The 18,892-nt window shown below is 65.0% G+C and carries 19 protein-coding genes; 11 read left to right on the top strand and 8 right to left on the bottom strand.

Annotated elements, in window-relative coordinates; all coding sequences use genetic code 11:
• Positions 1-40: 40 nt before the first annotated feature.
• From rimM to E8M83_RS19410, 10 genes are all read left to right on the top strand, one after another.
• Positions 41-574 carry a ribosome maturation factor RimM gene (gene rimM / locus E8M83_RS19455; protein WP_137175095.1) on the top strand — a complete coding sequence of 178 codons (534 nt, stop codon included), beginning with the start codon at positions 41-43 and terminating at the stop codon, positions 572-574.
• Positions 575-601: 27 nt separating this feature from the next.
• Complete coding sequence (gene trmD, locus E8M83_RS19450; RefSeq protein ID WP_137175004.1) at positions 602-1,363, top strand: tRNA (guanosine(37)-N1)-methyltransferase TrmD; 762 nt, start codon at positions 602-604, stop codon at positions 1,361-1,363.
• Between the two features lie 115 nt (positions 1,364-1,478).
• Positions 1,479-1,865 carry a 50S ribosomal protein L19 gene (gene rplS, locus E8M83_RS19445; protein WP_137175003.1) on the top strand — a complete coding sequence of 129 codons (387 nt, stop codon included), beginning with the start codon at positions 1,479-1,481 and terminating at the stop codon, positions 1,863-1,865.
• Between the two features lie 69 nt (positions 1,866-1,934).
• On the top strand, positions 1,935-2,603 hold the full coding sequence (locus E8M83_RS19440; protein WP_137175002.1) for a CoA pyrophosphatase: 669 nt from the start codon (positions 1,935-1,937) through the stop codon (positions 2,601-2,603).
• A gap of 103 nt (positions 2,604-2,706) precedes the next feature.
• Positions 2,707-3,666 (top strand): CobD/CbiB family protein, encoded by a 960-nt coding sequence (locus tag E8M83_RS19435; RefSeq protein WP_137175001.1) that lies wholly within the window; start codon positions 2,707-2,709, stop codon positions 3,664-3,666.
• A 133-nt stretch (positions 3,667-3,799) separates the two neighbouring features.
• Complete coding sequence (locus tag E8M83_RS19430) at positions 3,800-4,153, top strand: DUF3579 domain-containing protein (RefSeq protein WP_137175000.1); 354 nt, start codon at positions 3,800-3,802, stop codon at positions 4,151-4,153.
• A gap of 101 nt (positions 4,154-4,254) precedes the next feature.
• Positions 4,255-4,704, top strand: a complete 450-nt coding sequence (locus tag E8M83_RS19425) for a CBS domain-containing protein (RefSeq protein WP_137174999.1) — start codon at positions 4,255-4,257, stop codon at positions 4,702-4,704.
• A gap of 118 nt (positions 4,705-4,822) precedes the next feature.
• The gene (locus E8M83_RS19420) at positions 4,823-7,624 is read left to right on the top strand and encodes a pitrilysin family protein (RefSeq protein ID WP_170976866.1); all 2,802 of its coding nucleotides are present in this window, start codon (positions 4,823-4,825) and stop codon (positions 7,622-7,624) included.
• A gap of 103 nt (positions 7,625-7,727) precedes the next feature.
• A complete protein-coding gene (locus tag E8M83_RS19415) occupies positions 7,728-8,516 on the top strand; it encodes an SDR family oxidoreductase (protein WP_137174998.1) in 789 nt (262 codons plus the stop codon).
• A 264-nt stretch (positions 8,517-8,780) separates the two neighbouring features.
• Positions 8,781-9,467, top strand: coding sequence for a choice-of-anchor E domain-containing protein (locus E8M83_RS19410; RefSeq protein WP_170976865.1), 687 nt, complete (start codon positions 8,781-8,783; stop codon positions 9,465-9,467).
• Between the two features lie 74 nt (positions 9,468-9,541).
• Here the strand turns inward: E8M83_RS19410 and E8M83_RS19405 are convergent, their stop codons facing one another.
• The 8 genes from E8M83_RS19405 to E8M83_RS19370 form a co-directional block, all read right to left on the bottom strand.
• The gene (locus E8M83_RS19405) at positions 9,542-10,150 is read right to left on the bottom strand and encodes a PH domain-containing protein (RefSeq protein WP_137174997.1); all 609 of its coding nucleotides are present in this window, start codon (positions 10,148-10,150) and stop codon (positions 9,542-9,544) included.
• A gap of 44 nt (positions 10,151-10,194) precedes the next feature.
• A complete protein-coding gene (locus E8M83_RS19400) occupies positions 10,195-10,953 on the bottom strand; it encodes a GntR family transcriptional regulator (protein WP_137174996.1) in 759 nt (252 codons plus the stop codon).
• Positions 10,954-11,005: 52 nt separating this feature from the next.
• Positions 11,006-12,079 (bottom strand): flavodoxin family protein, encoded by a 1,074-nt coding sequence (locus E8M83_RS19395; protein WP_137174995.1) that lies wholly within the window; start codon positions 12,077-12,079, stop codon positions 11,006-11,008.
• Between the two features lie 178 nt (positions 12,080-12,257).
• Entirely contained in the window at positions 12,258-13,535 is a 1,278-nt protein-coding gene (locus E8M83_RS19390) for a lipopolysaccharide assembly protein LapB (protein WP_137174994.1), read from the bottom strand.
• Positions 13,536-13,692: 157 nt separating this feature from the next.
• Positions 13,693-15,204, bottom strand: a complete 1,512-nt coding sequence (locus E8M83_RS19385; RefSeq protein WP_137174993.1) for a glycoside hydrolase family 3 protein — start codon at positions 15,202-15,204, stop codon at positions 13,693-13,695.
• Between the two features lie 23 nt (positions 15,205-15,227).
• Positions 15,228-16,238, bottom strand: a complete 1,011-nt coding sequence (locus E8M83_RS19380; protein ID WP_137175092.1) for an SIS domain-containing protein — start codon at positions 16,236-16,238, stop codon at positions 15,228-15,230.
• A 32-nt stretch (positions 16,239-16,270) separates the two neighbouring features.
• Positions 16,271-17,368, bottom strand: a complete 1,098-nt coding sequence (gene nagA / locus E8M83_RS19375) for an N-acetylglucosamine-6-phosphate deacetylase (RefSeq protein ID WP_137174992.1) — start codon at positions 17,366-17,368, stop codon at positions 16,271-16,273.
• Positions 17,365-18,243, bottom strand: coding sequence for a BadF/BadG/BcrA/BcrD ATPase family protein (locus E8M83_RS19370; protein WP_137174991.1), 879 nt, complete (start codon positions 18,241-18,243; stop codon positions 17,365-17,367). Before E8M83_RS19370 ends, nagA begins: the two co-directional genes overlap by 4 nt.
• Positions 18,244-18,523: 280 nt before the next feature.
• Here E8M83_RS19370 and E8M83_RS19365 point away from each other — a divergent pair, with 280 nt between their 5' ends.
• The gene (locus E8M83_RS19365; protein ID WP_137174990.1) at positions 18,524-18,880 is read left to right on the top strand and encodes a nuclear transport factor 2 family protein; all 357 of its coding nucleotides are present in this window, start codon (positions 18,524-18,526) and stop codon (positions 18,878-18,880) included.
• The last annotated feature ends 12 nt before the right edge of the window (positions 18,881-18,892 follow it).

The raw sequence follows: 18,892 nt of genomic DNA, 5'->3' as shown, positions 1-18,892 counted from the left end.
AAGCAGGTTCGTAGTGAACGATTCAGCAGTAGCTGGCGGGGTGCAAGTCCCCGATGACCTGACTCCGGTCGGTTATGTTTCCGGTGCGTATGGCATTGTGGGCGGCATCCGTGTCTCCCCGCATTCGCCCGAGGCCGATGCGCTGCTGAGCGTGAAAACCTGGTGGCTCGACAAGCCGACCCTGCACGCCGTCACGGTACGGAGTGCAAAGCTGCACGGTGGCGACGTAGTCGCAACCCTGGTCGACATGCGTGACCGCGATGCGGCCGAGGCGCTCAAGGGCGCAACGGTGCAGGTCGCGCGCAGCGAGTTTCCAGCGCTCGAAGAGGGCGAGTTTTACTGGTCAGACCTGATCGGCCTGGATGTGGTCAACCTGCAGGGCGAAGCCCTGGGCAAGGTGACCGACATGATGCACAACGGCGCGCAATCGATTTTGCGCATCACTCCGGTTGCCGATCCGTCGGCGCCCGAAGCAAAGGCGCCCGAGCGCCTCGTGCCGTTCGTGGACCAGTTCGTCAAGACCGTCAGCCTCGAGCAACAACTGATTACCTTGGATTGGGGCCTCGATTTTTGAGCCCATCCGCTAGAGGAGCAAAGCGCGATGCAGTTTGACGTCGTGAGCTTGTTCCCCGAAATGTTTGCCGCATTGACGCAGTCGGGTGTGACCCGGCGCGCCTTCGAGCAGCAGCGTTGGGGCCTGGCGATCTGGAATCCGCGCGATTTCACCCAGGACCGCCACCGCACCGTGGACGATCGCCCTTACGGCGGCGGCCCCGGCATGGTGATGCTGGCCAAGCCGCTCGAAGCGACGATCAATGCTGCGAAGCAAAGACAAATCGACCTCGGCCTGCCGAGTCCGCGTGTCGTGTTCATGTCGCCGCAAGGCGAGCCATTGAGCCACGAACGCGCGATGGCGCTGAAGGACGAACCCGGTCTCGTGATCCTGTGCGGCCGCTACGAAGCGGTGGACCAGCGCCTGCTGGACCGCTGTGTCGATGAGGAGATTTCTCTCGGCGACTTCGTGCTGTCGGGCGGTGAATTACCGGCCATGGCCTTGATGGATGCAGTGGTGCGCCTGATTCCCGGCGTGCTTGGCGACGACGCCTCGGCGGTCGAAGACAGCTTCGTCAACGGCCTGCTCGATTCGCCGCATTACACACGGCCTGAAGTCTATGAAGATGTCCCGGTGCCGCCTGTCCTGATGGGCGGCAACCATGCCGAAATCGTCAAGTGGCGCCGCCAGCGCATGCTGGAAGCGACCCTGACGAAGCGGCCCGATCTGCTGGACAAGGCGCGCGCCGCCGGCCAGTTGGACAAGAAAGACGAACAGTTCCTGGCAGGTTTGAAAAATCCTGCCGCGTAAGAATATGCGCAGCTAGTTCAGCGCATGCAATCATGGGCATGTTGCCCGTGGTTCAACCCCATCCTCTACTGGGCGAAGGTAGTGCCAGCAAGATGGTTTTTGGAGTCATAAAAAAATGAATCTGATTCAACAACTCGAGCAAGAAGAAATCGCGCGCCTCGGCCGTGCGATCCCTGATTTCGCACCTGGCGACACCGTCGTCGTCAGCGTCAACGTCGTCGAAGGCAACCGCAAGCGCGCCCAGGCATACGAAGGCGTCGTGATCTCGCGTCGTAACCGTGGCCTGAACTCGAACTTCATCGTTCGCAAGATCTCGTCCGGCGAAGGCGTCGAGCGTACCTTCCAGCTGTACTCGCCGCTGATCGCTTCGATCGAAGTCAAGCGTCGTGGTGATGTCCGTCGCGCCAAGCTGTACTACCTGCGTGAGCGTTCGGGCAAATCGGCACGTATCAAGGAAAAACTGCCACAGCGTCGCGTCAAGACCGTCGCTGCTGCTGAGTAATAGCACTCGTGCTCAGAAAAAGGCATCCGCAAGGATGCCTTTTTCTTTTCTGCGTTCAGGGATTCTATTTTGGCAAAATTCGTCTTCGACCCCACCCAGCTTCCGGTCCTTGGCCTGGCCGGCGAGGCGCCCATCGCGCCCGCGCGCCTGACGCCGGCGGCCTTGCGCGCGCGCTTTGCGCAGACGCTGGCCTGGGATGCCGAGGTGACGAGCGAGAACCGGGAAATGGCGGGCGAAAAGCTGCGCCGCGCCGCCGTGCTCGTGCCCTTGGTCGAGCGTCCCGAAGGCGTGACGGTGCTGCTTACGCGCCGCACCGACCACCTGACGAGCCATGCCGGCCAAATCAGCTTTCCAGGCGGCGGCGCCGAAGAACTCGACTCGTCGCCGATCGAGACCGCGCTGCGCGAGACCGAGGAAGAAATCGGCCTGTTGCGCCGCCATATCGAGATCATCGGCGTATTGCCCGACTATGCCACCATCAGCGCCTACCGTGTGACGCCGGTGGTGGCCCTGGTCCAGCCGCCATTCGACTTGCGGCCCGATCCGGGCGAGGTGGCCGAGGCCTTCGAAGTGCCCCTGGCCTTCCTGATGGATGGCCTGAACCACCAGCGCCGGGTCATTGATTTGCCGCAAGGGGCGGGCAAGCGCGCCTTTTATACGATGCCTTACGAGAAATATTTCATCTGGGGCGCTACCGCCGCCATGCTGCGCAATCTTTTCCATTTGCTGCGGGCGTAACCGACTTTTACTGCCTTTATTACAGGTCCGGATTTGATTCTGGCAGGCTTCTCCGCTATCGTAGCGGGGGCTGTCGTATTGCCAAAACAAAAAAGGGTTCCTGATGACATTCTTTTCTATCCTGTGCGCACTGCTCATCGAGCAATTGAAACCGCTGCGCGCGGACAACCAGGTCTATGGCGGCATCAAGTCGCTCGCCGTGCGCATCGAGACTTGGTTCAATGCCGGCGAGCGCAACAACGGCCGCATGGGCTGGTTCCTGATGATGGCCGCCCTGATGCTGCCGACCTGGCTCGTCTATTGGTTCTTCATGCACTACAACCTGGTGTTCCTGGCCTTTGCCTGGAATGTCCTGATCGTCTACCTGACCCTGGGTTTCCGCCATTACAGCCACTTTTTCACGTCGATCCAGTTCGCCCTCAATTCAGGTGACGAGGCAAGGGCGCGTAGCTTGCTGGCCGAATGGACGAGGCTGGACACCGTCGGGATGGATAGCACGGAGATTACCCGCATCGCCGTCGAGAAAGCCCTGATCACGACCCACCGCAATGTGTTCGGCGTGTTCTTCTGGTTCCTGATGCCGCTGGGCCCGGCGGGCGCCGTGATGTACCGTGTCTCGGAATACCTGGCGCGCGCCTGGAACGAGCCCGACCACATGCGCAACGAAGCTTTCGGCCAGTTCGCCGCCAAGGCCTTTTACTGGATCGACTGGGTGCCGGTGCGATTGACGGCGGTGGCCTTTGCCGTGGTCGGCAATTTCGAGGATGCGGTCTACGCCTGGCGCAATTTCGCCAACCGCTGGGCCGACGAGGCACGCGGCATCATCCTGTCGGCCGGCGGCGGCGCGATGGGTGTGCGGCTCGGCACGCCGAACGAAAATGCGCCACAATTACTGCCGGCCGATGCCGCCACGGTGGACTTGAGCGAAAGCGATGTGGACGTCATGCCGGGCGAAGAGCCGAGCGTTCGCGCCTTGCAGAGCACGGTCGGACTGGTGTGGCGCGCCCTGATCTTGTGGATGATCCTGCTGCTCTTGACGTCGAGCGTGGCCTGGCTGCGCTGAGCCTGTGGCGTAGCTGGTCTCGTCCTCAAGTCTTCTATAAGATATAATACTGCCTGAACCGAGCAAAGCTGTATTGCACCGAGCCGAATTTGCTCTCATCCACGCAGTATTTTCTGTCTGAGCCCGTAGGACTATGACCGACCAATTGCAACCGAAGGACGAGGAACTCGCTGGCGAGTTCTTTATCCTGGGCCTCACGAACAAAGGCAAGCAGTTCCGCCCGAGCGACTGGGCCGAGCGGCTGTGCGGCGTCATGGCCTGCTATTGCCCCGGCTCCGGCGGCCCCAATGCCCACCTGAAGTTTTCGCCCTACGTCTACCCGACCGTGGTCAACGGCACCAAGGCCGTGGTGGTCAACCGCGCCCTGCAAAAGATCGAGCCGATGGCCTACCACTTCGTGGTCAGCTTTGCCAAGGACAACGATATGCAAGTCGTCGATGCCTGTTTCGTGCCCTTGCCGGGCGAAAAGAAACCAGGCGCTGCCTGAACCTTCTCGAGCTTGACGCCGCTGGCGCTTTGACTAAAATCAAAGCGCCAGTTTTGTTTCGGCTTAGCCTTGGACGGATACTGGCAGGTGAGGGGACCATCATGCGCATCGGCGACATCTGCACCAGCGATACCATTTGCTGCACCCGCGACGAGACCGTGCAGGCCGCCGCCATGCTGATGCGGCGCCACCACGTGGGCGACCTGGTCGTGGTCGAGTCCGACGGCAGCGGCAACGTCCCGCTCGGCATCCTGACCGACCGCGACATCGTGCTGGCCGTGGTCGCCCCCGGGCTCGATCCCGCCAGCCTGCTGGCCGGCGACATCATGAGCGACGACCTGCTCACCGCCAGCGCATCCGACGACGTCTACGAGACCATCGAGCACATGCGCCTGCGCGGCATCCGCCGTGTGCCGGTGGTCGATGCCGACGGCAGGCTCTCCGGCATCGTCAGCGCCGACGACCTGCTCGAATTTTTGGCCGAAGAGATGAGCGAGCTGTCGCGCATCGGCTCCTGGCAGCAATCGCACGAACGCCGGGTGCGCCAATAGCTGTCTGACATCAAGCCTTGTCAACTGGGTGGGTGACTAGGCCACAGGAAACACGCCCGTCTGCTAACATCGTTGGATCGGGCGGGACCGCTGGCGTCCCGACGAACGACGGGACACCATGAATTCGACATTTCAGCTGCGCGGGATTGCCGCGCACGTGACGGCGGGCTGCATTGCCCTGGTATTGACCATGCCTGCGGCCTCGGCCGCGGCTCAAAAAACCGCTGGCAAACCTGCCGCCAGCGCGGCGCTGCCCAAGGGCGTGACCCTGGGCCCCTCGGTCGAAGGCATCACCGAATACCGCCTGGCCAATGGCCTGAAAGTGCTGCTGTTCCCGGACGCCTCGCGCCCCACGGTGACCGTCAACATGACTTACCTGGTCGGCTCGCGCCACGAGAACTATGGCGAGACCGGCATGGCCCACCTGCTCGAGCACCTGCTGTTCAAGGGCGCGAAGAACAACCGCGACATCACCAGGCAGTTCTCCGAGCGCGGCATGCAGTTCAACGGCACCACCTCGCTCGACCGCACCAATTACTACGAGGTATTCCAGGCCTCGAAGGAAAACCTGGACTGGGCGCTGCAGATGGAAGCCGACCGCATGGTCAATTCCTTTGTCTCGGCCAAGGATCTGGCGTCCGAAATGACGGTGGTGCGCAACGAGTACGAAGCCGGCGAGAACGAGCCCGGCAACGTGCTGTTCAAGCGCATGCAGAGCGTTGCCTACGACTGGCACAGCTATGGCCGCTCGACCATCGGCAACCGCAGCGATATCGAAAATGTGCGCATCGAGAACCTGCAGGATTTCTACCGCACCTATTACCAGCCCGATAACGCGGTGCTGCTGGTGGCAGGCCAGTTCGAGCCGCAAGCGACCCTGGCCAGGATCAGCCGGCTGTTCGGCGCGATCCCCAAGCCCAGGCGCAGCCTGCCCGCCTTCTGGACGGTCGAACCGACCCAGGACGGCGAGCGCAGCTTCGTCGTGCGGCGCCAGGGCGATATGCAGTTCGTCGCCGTCGGCTACAAGATCCCGTCCGACCTGCACCTCGATGCCGAAGCGCTCGGCTTCGCTTCCGAGATCCTGGGCGACGCGCCGAATGGCCGCCTGCACAAGCTCTTGGTCGAGACCGGCAAGGCGGCCCAGGTCTTCAGCTTCGGCCAGACCGGCTACGCGCCGGGCCTGCAATTCTTCGGCGCCGTGGTCAAGCTGGGCGAGCCGATCGAGCCGGTGCGCGACGCGCTGATCGGGGCGGTCGAGGAATTTGCCAGCAAGCCGCCCACGGACGAAGAACTGGAACGGGTGCGCCGCTCCTGGCTCAACACGATCGAGCGCAGCCTGAACAATCCGCAAGCGGTCGGCGTGGCCCTGTCCGAACCGATCGCCCTGGGGGACTGGCGCATGTATTTCGTGGGCCGCGAGCGGGTGCAAGAGATGACTGCCGGGCAGATCGCCGCCAGCGCCGGACGCTACTACCTGCGCAGCAACCGCACGGTCGGCACCTTCATCCCGGAAGAAGCATCGAAGCGCGCCGAGTTGCCGGCCGCGCCCACGGTGGTCGAGGCGATGAAGGACTTCAAGCCTGCCGTCTCGACCCTGGTCTCGGAAAACTTCGACCCGAGCCAGCACAACATCATGAAGCGCACCAGCTTGACCACGGCCGGCGGCGTCAAGCTGGCGCTGCTGCCGAAGAAGAATCGCGGCGAAACCGTGACGGTCGACCTGCGCCAGCATTTTGGCGACGAGAAAAGCCTGTTCGGCAAGGGCACGACCCAGGCCCTGACCAACCTGATGCTGATGCGCGGCACCACCCGCTACACGCGCGCCGAACTGGCCGATGCCTTCGACAAGCTCAAGATCGCGGGCAGCCCGACCCATTTCCAGACCACCCGCGAGCATCTGCCCGAGGCGCTCAAGCTGGTCGCCCACGTGCTCAAGGAGCCGGCTTTCCCGGAATCCGAATTCGAGCAACTGCGCCAGCAACTCCTGGTCGGCATCGAGGCGGGTCGCAATGAACCGCAAAGCGCGGCCGTGCGCGCGCTGGGCCAGCACTTCAACCGCTATCCGCGCGGCGACATCCGCTACTCGCCGAGCCTTGACGAGCAGCTCGACGAGGCGAAGGCGGCCAGGCTCGACCAGGTCAAGGCCTTCCACCGCGACTTCTACGGCGCCAACCCGGCCGAGATGGCGATCGTGGGCGACTTCGACCCGCAGCAGGTCACGCCGCTGGTGAACGAACTCTTCGGCGCCTGGCGCGCGCCGCAGGCCCACGCGCCGGTGCTGGACACGTTTGCCGAGGTCGCCCCGGTAACGCGCGCCTTGGACACCCCGGACAAGGAAAACGGCTTCTATATCGCGCGCCTGAACCTCGACCTGAACGTCGACGATGCGGACTTCCCGGCCTTGTCGCTGGCCAACTACATCTTCGGCGACGGCGGCCTCAAATCGCGCCTGATGGACCGCATCCGCCAGAAGGATGGATTGTCGTATGGCGGCGGCTCTGACGTCACGCCCGGCACCCTGGACCGCGCCGGCAGCTTCACGATCAATGCGATCGCGGCGCCGCAGAACCTGGCGAAACTCGACGCGGCGGTGCGCGCCGAACTGGCGCGGGCGCTGAAGGATGGCTTCGCGGCCGACGAGCTGGCGGGCGCCAAGTCGGGCCTGACGCAGCAGCGCCTGCAGGCGCGCTCGAATGACGGCGCGCTGGCCTCGGGCTGGACCTCGTTCATCTACCGCGGCAAGACCTTCGAGGCCTCGGCCGAGTTCGAGCGCAAGATGAATGCGGTCACCTTGCCTCAGCTAAATGCAGCATTCCGCAAGGCGATCGACCCGGCTAAGCTGTCGATATTCATGGCGGGTGACCAAGCCAAGGCGAAGGCCACAGGCGGCGCTGCGCAACCCGAAGTTACTATGCCGTAACTACAACAGTTTTCTCACAAAAAACCTCAAAATTGTGACAACGGGACAAGCCATGCGCTAAAATGTTTCTTTTCAGAAGCAAAAGTTTCATCAAGGGATCAAAATGAAGGCCATCAGCAAGCAGCCGGCAAGCGGTTTGTCGTTCACCGGCAAGGTCGTTCTCGTTACCGGCGCCGCTAGCGGAATCGGTCGTGCGATTGCCCTGGCGTTCGGCAGTGCCGGCGCCAGTGTCGTCGTGGCCGACGTCTCGATCGATGGCGGGCACGCCACGGCGGCAATGATCGTCGAAAACGGCGGCAAGGCCTTGTTCGTACAGAGCAACGTCACCCGCGCCGCGGATGTCGAAGCCCTCGTCGACAAGACCATCAATTACTACGGCCACCTCGATTTCGCGGTCAACAATGCCGCGGTCGAGGAGGAGCGCGGGGCGCTGGCCGACGCCGATGACGAGCAGTTCGACCGCATCATGAACGTCAACGTCAAGGGCGTCTGGCTGTGCATGAAGTACCAGCTGCGCCAGATGCAGAAGCAGGGCCATGGCGCGATCGTCAATATGGCGGGCGTCGCCGGCCTGGTCGGCAGCCCGAACCGGGCGATCTACGGCGCCAGCAAGCATGCCGTCATTGGCCTGACCAAGAGCGCCGCCGCCGAATACGCGCGCGAAGGCATCCGCGTCAATGCGCTGTGCCCGGCCGCGGTCAAGACGCCGATGCTGGCGCGCGCCTTCGAGCGCGATCCCGGCATCGAGAAAAAGCTCAAGGCGGCCCATCCGATGGGGCGCTTCGCCGATGCCGGCGAAGTCGCGCAGGCGGCCCTGTGGCTGTGCTCGGACATGGCGTCGTATGTCAACGGCCACGAGATGGTGGTCGATGGTGGATTTACGGCAGTTTAAGCTGGCGCATCGCACGGCGAGGGCGGTGAACAAGGGCCATTGAGCGCAGGGCACCCGCGGCTCTTGTTTCCTGTCGAAAAACTTTACAACGGGAATGCTGACCAAAAGTCGCAAAATAGTAAGTCTATGTTTTAAATAAGTTATTTCTCACTGGCATGGTTCATGCTTGTAGTGGTCGTAACGGGACAATACAGGTTCAGCCTGAGAAGCCCTGATCCAACGCCGCACATGCCCTTTAACCTGCAGTCCACTAGTGAGATAACCGTGAAAAAGACTTTTGCCGCCCTGGCACTCGCCACCGCCCTGATTCCCTTCGCCAGCGCCCAAGCTGAAACCATCAGCTTCAGCGACAGCCAGGCGATGAAGAGCACGAACTGGAGCGAAACGCTCAGTTTTGGCATGTTCGATACCACCCTGGGCACCCTGAACTCGATCCGTTTCGATCTGACCGGACTGATCCAAGGCTCCGGCCGGGCTGAGAGCGAGGATAGTGCGCCGACCACGGTGACCCTGCAGCTCGGTTCTGACCTGACCCTGACCCGTCCCGACGGCAGCGTCCTGGTCATCACCAATCCTGTGTTCAGCCGCGAGTTCCAGTTCACGGCACATGACGGTTCCGTCGATTTCGGTGGCACCTCGGGTGGCACCACCGGTACGGTCAATGCGAACGGTTCGGACTTCTTCCTCAGCAGCAGCAGCGCCGACTTTGCCTTGTTCTCGGCGCTGGGCGGCGGCGACATCAGTCTTGGCCTGGCAGCGCTCGGTACCTCGACCGCCATCGGGGCCGGCAACATAATCTATGGCTTCAACACCGCCGCAGCGGGTAATGTGACCGTTACCTACGATTACACTCCGTTCGCCGAAGTGCCGGAGCCGGCCAGCATGGCGCTGATCGTTGGCGGCCTGGGCCTGCTGGGTCTTTCGCGCCGTCGTATCGGCAACAAGGCGTAATAGCGGGTCGCCGGCGCTTCGCCGGCGACTCACGCAAGAACCGTCATGCGGGCGCAGGCCGGCATGACGGTTTTTTAGTTATGGATGTATTTGGCGAACACGTCGCTGAAATCGCGCCGGGTATGGGTGTCGAGCATGGCCGTGTTCAGCGCTTCCAGCAACTCGCCGTACTGGCTGACCAGGCTGCCCGCCCCAGGGGCGATATTGAGCTTGTGGACCGAGGCCGTGGCGTCCAGCGTGCGCAGCGCATTGTCGCGGCACACGGCATCGCGCCGCTGCTGCTTGCCGATCGTGTGCAGGGCTTTATAAATATCCTTCAGTTGTTCGATGAAGGATTTCTTGACGTCGATCGAGAACTTGATGTCGTTGACATTGAATTTGAGTTCGATGTCCATGTCCAGTGTCCCAGCGGTTTCGATGCTGACGCTGGTGATGAGGTTCGAGGAATAGTCGTAGCGCTTGATCGAGCGCTTCGACGAGACGGCGGAATCGCCGTCGACATGGATCAGCGCGAGATTGGTGAAGCAGTACTCGTCCTTCTTGCTCTTGATGAGAAAGAAGATTTGCTCGCCGTCTTCAGTGAACAGGTAGTCGTCCGCATCGACCTTGCTGTAGTCAGCCGGTCCGACGATGACACCGATATCGCTCAGCCCCAATGCTTCCGCCGCCATTCTCTTGAACATGATCGTCCTCGTGTGGTGAAAACGGTCAGGTTAGCATCAGTTCATCAGGCTGCGTTCAACTCGGCCACGAAATCATAGGTATCGCCGCGAAAATACGAGCGGCAGAATTCCACCGCGCGGCCATCGCGCAGGAAACCCAGGCGTTCCACGCACAGGCCGGCATCGCCCTCGCGCGCATCGAGCAGGCGCGCCTGTTCAAAGCCCAGCAGCAGGGCCGACAGGCGCTGCAGCGCCCGCACCGGGCGATTGCCGGAAGCACCCAGCGCCTCGTACATCGAGTCGCCCACCGCATCGAGCGAGGGCAGGGCGAAGGCGGCGATGGTCGCGTATTCCAGGCACATCGGCGTCTCGTCGGCGTAGCGCAGGCGGTTGAAGCGGTACACCGGCGTGCCAGGCGACAGGCGCAGGCGCAGCGCTTCCTCGGGCGTGACCAGGCCTTCCGAGCGCTTGAGCCAGGCGCTCCGGGGCACCCGTCCCCGCGCCCGCATGTCTTCCGAGAACGAGGTCAGCTTGGCGAAGTTCTTTTCGATGCGCGTGTTCAGGAAATTGCCGGAACCGGCGCGCCGCACCAGCAGGCCATCCTCGACCAGGCTGTCGATCGCCTTGCGCACCGTGATGCGCGAGATGCCCAGCTCCAGGGCCAGCTGGCGCTCGGCGGGCAGGGCCGCCGACGGCCCGTAGGTGCCGTTGTCGATCGCCTGGCGCAGCGCGCGCTGCAGCTGCGCATAGAGGGGCAGCTTGCCGGCTCCGGCGGCGAGGCTGGCCTTGGCGGCGTCGTGCATCAGTTGGACGAGGGGATTCATGCAATCGGCAAGGTGGATGGACCGGAAATGATACCGCAGGCCGGGCCAGCGGTCATTTCGGGCGCGGATCCTTCAGCGGCTGGCTGACCACGGCGACCCGCCCGGCGCGCACCTCGCCCACGGCGGTGGCCACGGCGCGCGCCACATTGCGTGTCTCTTCCTGCACCGCGGTATCGTTGTCGAAAGTCTCGTGGCTGTCGGCATACGATTCGTAGTAGCCGATATAGCGGTCGAGCTGGCCGAAGCTGCCCGAGTTGATCAGCCCCATCCATTCCAGCCAGTCGGCCAGCGAGCGCCGCGTGCCCTCGATGCCGGCCACGTCGCCGTGCACCAGCAGGCCGTAGGCGCGGCCGGCCAGGTGTTTCGGGTAATCCCAGCCGTCGCGCTCGATCTGCTTGGCCTTCTCGGCGTCCTTGCCCTGCGTGGACGTCGGATCGGGATTGCCGCCGTCGGCGCACACCAGGCGGTCGATCATCAGTTTCAGCACGGCCGGGGTCTGGTACCAGTAGACCGGGGTGATGATGATGACGCCATGGGCCAGCACCCAGCGTTCGTAGATCTCGTTCATCCAGTCGTTGACCTGGCGCTCGGCGTGGTTCGGGTAGCAGCTGCACGGCCAGTGGCACAGCGGCATCGCAGTCGAGACGCAGCCCTTGCAGGGATGGATGTGGCGGTCGTAGTCCGAATTGAGCAGGGAGAGGTCGAGCACGTCGGCCTCGAAGCCTTGTTCCATCAACACGTCCTTGGCCATCTGCGTCATGCGCCAGCTTTTCGAGATCTCGCCGGGGCAGGTGCCGTCGTTGCGGGCCGAGGCGTTGATCAGCAGCACGCGGCTGCGCGAGGCGGGATTCTTCTGGTGCTGCTCGGCGCCGAGCAGGCGGTCGCGCGCTTCCTTCCACTCGACCGACAGGTCGTAGCCAGGGTCGGCGAAGCCGGGGCCGGCCTTGACGGTGTGCGGCGCCTTGCGGCCGTCCTGGTAGGCGTCCCAGGCCACGTCCTCGATGGCCGACAGTTCGCGGTCGAGCGCCTCGTAGCCGGGGTCCTGGAAGGCCTTGCGAAAACGCAGGTGGAATTCGTTGCGTCCCAGCTTGGCGGGCGCCTGGCCCTTGCGTACCGTCGTGGTCATGCTGCCTCCGATGCAAATGATGCAATTATCGGGCGGGCTGGAGTGGCGCTAATGTACGGGGGCGCACCTTGGGCAGGCAAAACACCGTCGATGGCGGGACAAACCGAACCGGCAAACAAAAAGCGGGCCGGGCGCGCAGCCCGGCCCGCTTTCGCGGGTCCGTCGAGAACCGAAAAGCTTACTTCTGGTTCAGGTGGACGATCCAGTACTTGGCCAGGTCGCCGGCGCCGCCGCCGCCCTTGACGGTCTGGAAGGTCTGGATCGCTTCGGCTTTCTTGCCGGCCAGCGCCTGCGCCATGCCCAGGCGCAGCTTGGCTTCTTCAGCGTTCTTCAGGCCGCCCTTGGCGATACCTTGCTGGATGAAGCCGACACCCTTGTCGCCCTGGTCCATGGTGGCGTAGGCCCAGCCCAGGTTGACCAGGCCGGCGCCGGTCTTGGCCTTGGAAGCCGAGGCTTCGCCAGCGGCGATGTTCTTGGCATCGTCAAGCGCGCCCTTGGTCGCCTTGTCGCGCAGGGCGGCGTGGGACTTGGCATTGGCGCCCTGGCCCAGCACGCCGGCGGCGTAGCCGGCGTCCATGGCCTTCTTGGCTTCGGTCGGGAAGCCGTCGCGCAGCGCCAGTTCGGCCAGGTCGACATACTCCTCTGGCGCCATCTTCTTGACGGTGGCCGCCTCCAGGCGGTACACATTGATCATATTGGTCTGCGGATCGAAGCCCGACTTGCGCGCCACGCCGCGGTTCAGGACGTCGGTCCAGAAGTCGTCGCTCGGGTAGTGGGCGACCAGTTTCTCGAGCGCGACCAGGTAGCCGGCATCGTCCTTGACCTTGTTGGCCGACGAGGCCAGCAGGCGCAGGTCTTCCTCGCTCGGCTTCTGGCCGGCTTTCTCGGTCGCTTCGATGGCCGGCAGCAGGGCCGCCTTGGCGCTGGCGAAGTCGCCGCCCAGGTAGTAGGCGCGGGTGAGGGCGGGCGCGACTTTTTCAGGCGTCGTGCTTTCTTTCTGGTAGCGCTTGAACCATTCGATCGCCTTCGGATAGTCCTTGGCGTTGTAGTGCATATTGGCCAGGGCCTGGATGAAGTCGGCCTGTTCGTTCGGCTGCATGCGGCCGGAATTGATCACGGCTTCGAGTGCCGGCATGGCGATGTCGTTGTTGCCGGTCGCCGAGCCCAGCGACAGCTTCATGCGGTTGACGACGTAGTCTTCGTATGGGGTGCGGTTCGGGAAAGCTTCGGCCTGCTGCACGCGGCTCTGCACTTCGGCGTAATTCTTTGCATCCATCAGCGGCTTGATCGCGGCCGGGTCGAGCAGCTTGAACAGCTCTGGGCGAACGGTGTCCTTTGGCGCCTCGGCGGCAGCGGCTGGCTTGTCCTGGGCGTGGACGGAGGAGATCAGGGCCGGGGTGCTCATGCCAACGGCGGCCAGCATCAGGCACAGGCGGGCAAGACGGAATTGGGACATTGGGTATCCTTCTATCTAGACAAAAAATTTTACGAAATGCGCTTTCGCCAAATATAGCAAAAATGCCAATCTCGGACAAAGATGTGCATTGTCCCATAAAACGGCCAATTTCTGGCCCGCCAATTGTGCCGTAGAGCTGGCGCGGATGCCCGCGTCGTTACATCGCGTTACCTGAGCGGTGTCGTGGCTGGTCGAAACCAGGCACCGGGCAAACGCCGGGGGCGTCGATCTCGCCGGCCAGCCAGGCCACGGCGGCGTCGAGTGCAGGCGCGGCAAATCCGTAACTCATCAGGGCGGGAGAAGGGAAGTCCAGCGCCTGGTAGGGATTCCACAGCGCCAGGTGCAGGTCGGGCCGCCAGCCGGCGCGCGCCTGCGGGCCGTAGCGCCGGCGCGAGGTCGAGGCCAGGATCGTGAAGCGGCCGTCCGGCGGCAGCGCCGCCCAGTCGAAGTGTTCGCTGTCGGCGAAAGTAAGCAGTTCGACGTCGTACAGCGCGCGCAAGGCGTCGGCGATACGCCCGGCCGGCACGCCGGCTTCCGAGATGCCGTCGCTGACCACGTCGGCGCGTGCCACCAGGCGCACCCGGCTGCCGCGCGCGGGACGCTGCGGCCGGCCCAGTTCGGTCAGGCCGGCGCGCCAGGCGCGCGCCATCAGCGCGCGGTCGTCCTGCTCGCGCAGGTAGGCGGCCGCGCCGGCGGGATGCGCGTCGGCCAGCCGGGCCAGGCGCGCCAGCTTGGCCTCTACCTCGGGCAGCGGCAGCACGCCGGCGCGAATCGCCTGCGCGATCGCCTGCACGGTCTCCACCTGCGTGTCACGCGCGCCGATCGCCATCACCATGTCGGCGCCCGCCACCAGCGCGTTCACGGCCGCCTCGCCGGCGCTGTAGCGGTGCGCGATCGCGTGCATGTCCATGCCGTCGGTGATGATCACGCCCTGGTAGCCGAATTGCTCGCGCAGCACGCCGGTGAGGATGGCGCGCGACATCGTGGCCGGATTGACCGGGTCGAGAGCCGGATAGACGATGTGGGCCGTCATCATCGCTGGAGCATGCTGGGCGGCCAGGCGGAACGGCGCGAACTCGAAGCGTTCCAGTTCTTCGCGCGGCTTGTCGACCCGGGGCAGGTCGCGGTGCGAGTCGACGTGGGTGTCGCCGTGGCCCGGGAAGTGCTTGACGCAGCAGGCCACGCCTTCGCTTTCGCTGCCTTCCATCCAGGCCATGCCAAGACGGGCTGCAAGCAATGGATCCGCGCCGAAGGAGCGTTCGGCGATCACCGGGTTGTCCGGATTGTTGTTCAGGTCCAGCACCGGCGCGAAATTCCAGTTGAAGCCCAGGGCGCGCACCGCGCGCGCCACCGCCGCGCCGACCTCGCGCGCCAGTTGCGGATCGCCCGCCGCGCCCAGCGCCATCGCGCTCGGCGGCGCCGGCACCCAGGTCGAGCGCACCACGGCGCCGCCTTCCTGGTCGAGGGCGACCAGGGCCTGCGGCCCCATGGCCTCGACCAGGGCGCCCGTAAAGCGCGTCAGCTGGCCGGCATCGACCATGTTCTGGCGGAACAGGCACACGCCGCGCACCCGATGGGTGCGCAGGAAGGCGTCGGTGTCGGCATCGAGTTCGATGCCGAACAGGCGCACCATCATCAATTGGCCGGCAAGGTCGAGGTAGTCGGTCATGGCGCTTCTCATCAATATCGTCGTCAGTTGGTCTTGGTGACCTTGCTCAGGTGGCGTGGCTGGTCGGGGTTCATGCCGCGCGCGGCCGACAGCTTGGCGGCCATCGTGTAGAAGGCCTGCACCGCGGCGATCGGGTCGAGGTCGGGGATGGTGGCCGTCGGCAGGGTCAGGTCGCGGCTCGCGATATCGCCTGGCGCGGCCAGCAGCACGCGGGCGCCGCGGCCGCGCATCTCGTCGGCCAGCGCCACCAGGCTGGCCTGGGTCGGGCCGCGGGTGGCGTAGATCAGGAGCGGGTAGCCTTCTTCGATCAGGGCCATCGGGCCGTGCTTGATCTCGGCGCCAGAGAAGGCCTCGGCCTGCAGCGCCGAGGTTTCCTTGAACTTGAGCGAGGATTCGAGCGCCAGCGGGAAGCTGATGCCGCGGCCCACCACCATGATGTTGCGGGCCGGGGCCAGCACCTCGATTGCAGGCGACCAGTCCACCTCGGTGGCGGCGCGCAGCGCATCGGGCAGGGCTTCGATACCGCTCTTGAGTTCTTTATCGTCTTGCCAGTCGGCGACCAGGCGCGCGCCGGCCACCAGGCTGGCGATGAAGCTCTTGGTCGCGGCCACGCTCTTCTCGGCGCCGGCATGCAGCGGCATGGTCCATTCGGCGGCCTCGGCCAGCGGCGAGGCGGCGTCGTTGACCAGGGCCACGGTGGTGGCGCCGCCGGCGCGGAAGTAGCGGATCGGCTCGACCACGTCCGGGCTCTGGCCCGATTGCGAGATCGCCACCGCCAGCGTGTCGCGCGCGATGATCGGCGATTTGTACAGGGTAATGAGCGACATCGGCAGCGACGTCACCAGGCGGCCCATGCGCGCCATGATCAGGTAGGCCAGGTAGTTGGAGGCGTGGTCCGAGCTGCCGCGCGCCACCGTTACCGCGCTGTGCAGCTGCGTGGCGCGCAGCTTCGCGCCCAGTTCCGCGTAGCGCTCCACGTCCTGGGTCAGCTGGTGGGCGATGCAGTCGGCGGCGGACAGCGCTTCCTGCAGCATGAGCGATGGGGTGGCTTGGGACGCGGGCGAATTCACAGGAGTTCTCCTTCGATATGGACGGCTTTGATGTTCAGGTCGCGGTCGAGGACCACGAAGTCGGCATGGCAGCCCGGCGCCAGGCGGCCGCGCAGGGTTTCGCCGAGGTAGTCGGCGGCATTGGTGGACACGCGGCGGCTGGCTTCGGCCAGCGGCAGGCCGATCTTGACCAGGTTGCGCAGCGCCTGGTCCATGGTGAGCGTGCTGCCGGCCAGGGTGCCGTCGGCCAGGCGCACGCCGCCCATGCATTTGTGGACCACCTGGCGGCCCAGCATGTACTCGCCATCGGGCATGCCGGCGGCGGCAGTCGAATCGGTCACGCAGAACAGCTTGGGGATGCAGCGCAGCGCGGTCTTGATCGCGCCCGGATGCACGTGCAGCAGGTCGGGGATGATCTCGGCGTATTCGGCATGCGCCAGCGCGGCGCCGACCATGCCGGGATCGCGGTGGTGCAGGCCGGGCATGGCGTTGAACAGGTGGGTGAAGCCCGCGGCGCCGTGTTCGAGGGCGGCCACGCCGACGTCGTAGCTGCCGGTGGTATGGCCGACCTGGACCCGGATGCCGGCGTCTGCCAACTGCCGCACCAGCGCCATATGGCCGTCGATCTCGGGCGCCACCGTGATCAGCTTCATCGGCGCCAGGGCGTCGAAGCGCATGACTTCGTCGAGGCTGGCTTCGCGCGCGAATGGCGGCTGGGCGCCCAGCTTGCCCGAATTGATGTACGGGCCTTCCAGGTGCACGCCCAGGATGCGGGCTTCGCCCTTGCCGCGCGCGCTAGTGGCGCGGCCGATGGCGGCCAGCGCCCGGTCGATGTCCTCGACCGGCGCCGTCATGGTGGTGGCCAGCAGGCTGGTGGTGCCGTGCTTCGCATGCAGGGCGGAGATCACGTGCGGCGCGTCGCCGCCTTCCATCATGTCGCGTCCGGCGCCGCCGTGCACGTGCAGGTCGATGAAGCCGGGCAGGATGTAGTCGTCGTCGTTGGCGTCCGGGTCGGCCTGGCTGCCGTCGATGGCGTCGACGTACGCGCCATGGCGCAGGGTGCCGTGGACCCAGCCGTCGGGAGTGAGGATATTGCCTTTGATGGTAGCGCTCATGCCTGGGAGTCCTTCAGGTGCAGTTCGATCATGCGCAGCGCGCCCAGGGCCGAGTCGCCGTGGGGAGGGCTGCAGCGCGCCAGCGTCGCGGCCGGCAGGTAGAGGCGCAGGGTCTCGCCGAGGCCGCCGCACAGGGCCAGCGGCAGGGCGCCGGTCGGGTCGAGTGCGCGCGCGATGCTCGCCACATCGCGGCCGGCCTGCTCGAGGATGGCCGTCGCGACCGGATCGATGGCGCCATGCGCCACCACGAAGCGCGCCAGGCCGGCGTAATCGGTCTGGGTGGCCTTGCCGAGCCAGACCTGGATGGCGTCGCGGTTGCCGCCGCAGGCTTGGACAACGTCGCGCGCCAGTTCTGCGCCCTCGGCGCGGCCGTCGATTACCTGCTCGACATGGCCGATCGCGCGCAGGCCCATCCAGGCGCCGCTGGCTTCGTCGCCGGCCGGGAAGCCCCAGCCGCCGACCTCGACCCGCGTGCCGTCTGGCCGCAGGGCTTCGCCCACGCTGCCGGTGCCGATGGCGACGATGGCGCCGGGCCGGCCGCCGTGGGCGCCCATCAGGGTCGAGAAGCCGTCGGTGTCGAGCACCAGCGCTGCGTAGCCGGGATTGGCGGCGCGGAAGGCGGCCGCCCATTCCTTGTTGTGCACGCCCGCCAGGCCCAGGCCGATGGCGCAGGACTGCAGGGGAATGGTGTCGATGCCGATGGCGGCGAAGGCCTTCGCGGTGGCGGCATTGACCGCGTTCCAGGCATTGTCGATGCCGTGGCGCAGGCCCGAAGGGCCGCTATTGCCGGTCGCCAGTTCGGTGCCGTCGCGCCCGGCGAGGCGCACGCGGGTATTGGTGCCGCCGCCGTCGACGCCGATGAGATAGTCGATCATGGTAAATGGGCCAGGAAGAGGTCAGGGCACTATAGGCAGGCCCTACTTCGCTGTCAACAGGTATTTAACTGGTATGCGTCGATGCAGACCAAAAGCAGGGGATAACCTGCGGCTATATTGCCGATCCTCACAGTCATGGTCGGCGGGATTGGTATCGTAACTGGTATTATTTTCAGGCTTGTATGGGGGCGATTACCTGGGAGGTAATCGCCGCGGCCGGCGTGCATGGCGAAAATGGATCCCGTCACCACGACCTTCCATTCACTGACCGGAGAGCGCCATGCACAACCCGCAAGCCATCGCCCTTGACTACCTCGCCGCCTGGAACGAACGCGAACCGGCCGCACGCCGCGCCCAGGTGGCCGGCATCTTCGCCGAGGAGTCGAGCTACGTCGACCCATTGACGCGCGGCGCCGGCATCGACGGCATCGACGCCATGATCGGCGCCGCCCAGCAGCATTTTCCCGCGCACCGCTTTGCCTTGCGCGGCACGCCGGACGGCCACAACGACGTGGTGCGCTTTGCCTGGACGCTGCACGCGCCGGACGGGACGCCGGTGGCGCACGGCCTCGATATCGCTACCGTCACGCTCGACGGCCGCCTGGCCGACGTCACAGGTTTCCTGGACCCGGCCTGAGGAGGCGACCTG

The organism is Massilia sp. HP4, from assembly GCF_005222695.1.
Lineage (GTDB): Bacteria > Pseudomonadota > Gammaproteobacteria > Burkholderiales > Burkholderiaceae_D > Telluria.
The sequence above is the reverse complement of the archived record's forward strand: the minus strand, read 5'-3'. Positions and strand labels throughout refer to the sequence as shown.

Excerpts from the sequence above, each read along its gene's own strand:
- trmD (WP_137175004.1), top strand. The coding sequence starts at position 602 with ATGCAGTTTGACGTCGTGAGCTTGTTCCCCGAAATGTTTGCCGCATTG.
- rplS (WP_137175003.1), top strand. The coding sequence starts at position 1,479 with ATGAATCTGATTCAACAACTCGAGCAAGAAGAAATCGCGCGCCTCGGC.
- E8M83_RS19435 (WP_137175001.1), top strand. The coding sequence starts at position 2,707 with ATGACATTCTTTTCTATCCTGTGCGCACTGCTCATCGAGCAATTGAAA.
- E8M83_RS19430 (WP_137175000.1), top strand. The coding sequence starts at position 3,800 with ATGACCGACCAATTGCAACCGAAGGACGAGGAACTCGCTGGCGAGTTC.
- E8M83_RS19425 (WP_137174999.1), top strand. The coding sequence starts at position 4,255 with ATGCGCATCGGCGACATCTGCACCAGCGATACCATTTGCTGCACCCGC.
- E8M83_RS19420 (WP_170976866.1), top strand. The coding sequence starts at position 4,823 with ATGAATTCGACATTTCAGCTGCGCGGGATTGCCGCGCACGTGACGGCG.
- E8M83_RS19415 (WP_137174998.1), top strand. The coding sequence starts at position 7,728 with ATGAAGGCCATCAGCAAGCAGCCGGCAAGCGGTTTGTCGTTCACCGGC.
- E8M83_RS19405 (WP_137174997.1), bottom strand. The coding sequence starts at position 10,150 with ATGTTCAAGAGAATGGCGGCGGAAGCATTGGGGCTGAGCGATATCGGT.
- E8M83_RS19400 (WP_137174996.1), bottom strand. The coding sequence starts at position 10,953 with ATGAATCCCCTCGTCCAACTGATGCACGACGCCGCCAAGGCCAGCCTC.
- E8M83_RS19395 (WP_137174995.1), bottom strand. The coding sequence starts at position 12,079 with ATGACCACGACGGTACGCAAGGGCCAGGCGCCCGCCAAGCTGGGACGC.
- E8M83_RS19390 (WP_137174994.1), bottom strand. The coding sequence starts at position 13,535 with ATGTCCCAATTCCGTCTTGCCCGCCTGTGCCTGATGCTGGCCGCCGTT.
- E8M83_RS19385 (WP_137174993.1), bottom strand. The coding sequence starts at position 15,204 with ATGACCGACTACCTCGACCTTGCCGGCCAATTGATGATGGTGCGCCTG.
- E8M83_RS19380 (WP_137175092.1), bottom strand. The coding sequence starts at position 16,238 with ATGCTGCAGGAAGCGCTGTCCGCCGCCGACTGCATCGCCCACCAGCTG.
- nagA (WP_137174992.1), bottom strand. The coding sequence starts at position 17,368 with ATGAGCGCTACCATCAAAGGCAATATCCTCACTCCCGACGGCTGGGTC.
- E8M83_RS19370 (WP_137174991.1), bottom strand. The coding sequence starts at position 18,243 with ATGATCGACTATCTCATCGGCGTCGACGGCGGCGGCACCAATACCCGC.
- E8M83_RS19365 (WP_137174990.1), top strand. The coding sequence starts at position 18,524 with ATGCACAACCCGCAAGCCATCGCCCTTGACTACCTCGCCGCCTGGAAC.